The organism is Deltaproteobacteria bacterium (genome assembly GCA_016875225.1).
Taxonomy (GTDB): domain Bacteria; phylum Myxococcota_A; class UBA9160; order SZUA-336; family SZUA-336; genus VGRW01.
The window spans coordinates 1-3,280 of sequence record VGRW01000155.1 but is presented as its reverse complement, the minus strand read 5'-3'; the positions used below and the strand labels follow the sequence as shown (position 1 = coordinate 3,280).

The following is a 3,280-nucleotide window of genomic DNA, read 5'->3' as shown; positions in this document are numbered from 1 at the left end:
GGGGCGATCCACTTGCCGTCGCGAGAGAAGCGCGGGCTCGCGCCGCGCGTGAGCGCGCGCGGCTCGCTCTCGCCGGTCGTGTGCAGGAAGATCGTCGCTCCGAGGTTCGAGCCTTCGATCACGCGCGAATACACGACCGTGCGACCGTCGGGCGACAGGTCCGGTGTCGCTCCGCCCTTCGAGCCGGGCAGAAGCTCGCGGGCGGTCGCGGCACTCTCGATGAAGATGCCGCCGGAGAAGCCGCGTCCCTCGCGAATCGGCCCGTGCCACACGAGCCGGATCGGGCCGTCGGCGATTCCCGCCCCGCTTCCGACCGGCCCGCGTTGCACGCGCGTCCAGGCGCCCGTGACCAGGTTCCAGGTGTAGAGCTCGAGCCCGCCGCTTCGCGCGTCGACGCGGCCGACGAGCAGCCGTGAGCCGTCGGCGCTCCAGTCGCACGGGACGGCGCCGAGGCCGGCGTCGGGCACGGGTCGGTGCTCGCCGGTCTCCGGGGCGAGAAGCGAGAGCGTCGTCACGAGTCGCGGCTTCGTGGAGCGGGCGTCGTCGGGGTTCTCGAGCCGAGCGGCCTCGCGGAACTTCTCGAGCGAGAGGATCCCCTCGGACGCCCCCTGGCGGATGTAGGCGATCGGAGCGGTCGGCAGGTCCTCGAGCGGGATGGACTCGGAGCAGGCCAGAAACGCCGCGCAGGCGAGCGCGAGCAGCGCCGGGCTAGCGAACCGCCCGGCCGCGGAAGCGCCGCGCGGACTCGTCCCACTCGAAGAGCGCGGCTGCCTGCACGCCGGACTCCTGGACCGAGACGACCAGCTGCGCGGCCCCTTCGTAGATCGGCCGCCCATCGGGTCCCAGCGCTCCCTCGAGATCGGTGAACGACAGGTAGGCCGCCGTGTCCACGTGCGAGTGGTAGACCACGACCAGCCGCTCCCCTCTCTGCTCGGCCCCTCGCAGCGCATTCAGCAACTCCTGCTCGTCGATCCAGAACGCCCGGCGCGCATCGAGGACCGACTCGCCGCGGGCCACGCGCGCGCTCTGCACGTTGCTGCAGCGGATCACGCGGACCGGATCACCGCGATCGGTGCCGGTGAGCAGACCGCAGCACTCCTCCGGATAGCACTCGCGCGCGTGCTGGAAAACCTCGAGCAGGAGCTCGCGCGGCAGCTCGGCCGCCGAGAGCGTCTCCTCGACTCGGGCAGCCGCGCGCTCCTCCCACGGCTGATCCGAGTCGGACACGCCCGCGCCTCCGTCACGGTCCGACCCCCGCGGTCTTCCCGCGGTGGACCGTATCACGGGCGCAAGCTGCTTTGGATGGACTAGAGTGGACTTGCCCCCGCCCCGACTCCTCCGGAGGCCCTCCGTCCCGATGCACGAGTCCGAGATCACGCCACCGCTGCGGCGGTTCGTGGAATCGCTGGCGAGCCGCGCGCAGCAGAGCATCGGAGGCCGGCTGCGCGCGACGCTCGCGCTCGACGCGCGCCGCGGGACCTCGAGCGAACTCGAGCTCGGCCCCGCGCTCGAGGCGATCCTCGCCCGACGCGGGATCTCGGCGCTCTTCTCGCATCAGGCCGAGGCGCTCGCGCACGTGCGCGCCGGCCGGGATGTGCTCGTCTCCACCGCCACCGCGAGCGGCAAGAGCCTGATCTACGACCTCGCGATCGCCGAGCGGGCGCTATTGCGCCGCGACGCCCGCGCGCTCCTGCTCTTCCCGCTGAAGGCGCTGGAGCAGGACCAGCTGCAGAGCCTGCGCGCCGATCTCGCCGCGCTTCCCGTGCTCGCGGGCCCGACCGCGGAGATCTACGACGGCGACACCTCGCCGTACCAGCGCAAGCGAATCCGCGAGCAGCCGCCGAACGCCCTGTTCACCACGCCCGACATGCTTCACTTCGGAATCCTCCCCGGGCACGACGCCTGGAAGGAGTTCATGCGGTGCTTGGAGCTCGTCGTCGTCGACGAGGTCCACGCCTATCGCGGCGTGCTCGGCGCGCACTTCGCGCAGATCATGCGCCGCCTGCTGCGGATCGCGCGCCATCACGGCGCCGATCCGCGCATCGTCGCGTGCTCGGCGACGATCGGAAATCCGGCCGCGTTCGCGCGCGAGCTCTTCGGCCGCGAGCTCGAGCTCGTCAGCGACGACGGCTCGCCCCAGCCCGGCCGCTGGCTGGTTTTCGTCGAGCCCGACGCCTCCGCCCACACCACGGCGGCCCGGCTCTTCCGCCACTGCATCCGCGCGGGCCTGCGCACGATCGCCTTCACGCAGTCGCGCCGGACCACTGAGCTCATGCACCGCTGGATCGTCGAGGCCGAGCCGCAGCTCTCCCACCGCGTCTCGTCGTACCGGAGCGGCTTCCTGCCCGAGGAACGGCGCGAGATCGAGCGGCGCCTCTTCGAGGGCGATCTGCTCGGCGTGGTCTCGACCTCGGCGCTCGAGATGGGCATCGACGTCGGCGGACTCGACGCCTGCATCCTCGTCGGATACCCGGGCTCGATCCTCGCCACGCGCCAGCGCGCCGGCCGGGTCGGTCGCGGGCGCGACGGAGTGATCTTCGTGGTCCCGCAGGAAGACGCGCTCGACCGCTTCTTCCTGAACCACCCCGAGCAGGTGGTCTCGCGGCCCTGCGAGGACGCGACCGTGGACGCCGCGAATCTCGAGATCGCCGCCGCCCACCTGCCCTGCGCCGCCGCGGAGCTTCCACTCGCGCACTCCGAGCCCTGGCTCGACGCGCCCGGCGCGCGGGCGGCGCTGGCGCTGGCGCACGAGCGCGGCGGGCTGCTCGAGAGCGCCGGCGGCTCGGAGTCGTTCGCGGCGCGCAGGAAGCCGGCGGCCGAGGTGCAGCTGCGCTCCGCGGGCGAGTCCTTCGCGATCAAGCGCGCGGGCGAGACGGGAAAGCGCGTGGTCGGCACGATCGGCGGCGCGCGCGTCACCGGGGAGTGTCACCCCGGCGCGATCTACCTGCACCGCGCGGAGTCGTTCCTGGTGCGCGAGCTCGACTTCGAGCGCCGCGAGGTCCGGGTCGAAGGCCCGGTCGAGGTCGACTGGTACACCCGCCCCGTGGTCGAGAAAGAGACCGAGATCCTCGATGTGCACCGCACGCGCCCCAGCGGAAACATGCTGATCAAGCTCGGCCGCCTGCGCGTGACCTCGAAGACGACCGCCTACGAGAAGCGGCGCGTGTTCGGCCAGGACCTGCTCGGCCGCCACCCGCTCGAGCTTCCGCCGACGCGATTCGAGACCGAGGGCGTCTGGCTCGAGCTCGCGCCGCAGATCGAGCGCGTGGTGAAGGCAAAA

At 72.3% G+C, this 3,280-nt stretch carries 3 protein-coding genes; 1 reads left to right on the top strand and 2 read right to left on the bottom strand.

All coding sequences use genetic code 11. The features are described 5' to 3' along the window. The coding region (locus FJ108_18240) for a hypothetical protein (GenBank protein MBM4337832.1) at positions 1 to 515 on the bottom strand (515 nt) is incomplete at its 3' end. Positions 516 to 708: 193 nt separating this feature from the next. Continuing rightward, entirely contained in the window at positions 709 to 1,431 is a 723-nt protein-coding gene (locus tag FJ108_18235; GenBank protein ID MBM4337831.1) for a M67 family metallopeptidase, read from the bottom strand. On the opposite strand from FJ108_18235, the gene FJ108_18230 reads away from it, so the two are divergent. Beyond that, a partial coding sequence (locus FJ108_18230) for a DEAD/DEAH box helicase (GenBank protein ID MBM4337830.1) occupies positions 1,358 to 3,280 on the top strand: 1,923 nt, incomplete at its 3' end. The genes FJ108_18235 and FJ108_18230 overlap by 74 nt on opposite strands.

Excerpts from the sequence above, each read along its gene's own strand:
- FJ108_18235 (MBM4337831.1), bottom strand. The coding sequence starts at position 1,431 with ATGCTCTGCTGCGCGCGGCTCGCCAGCGATTCCACGAACCGCCGCAGC.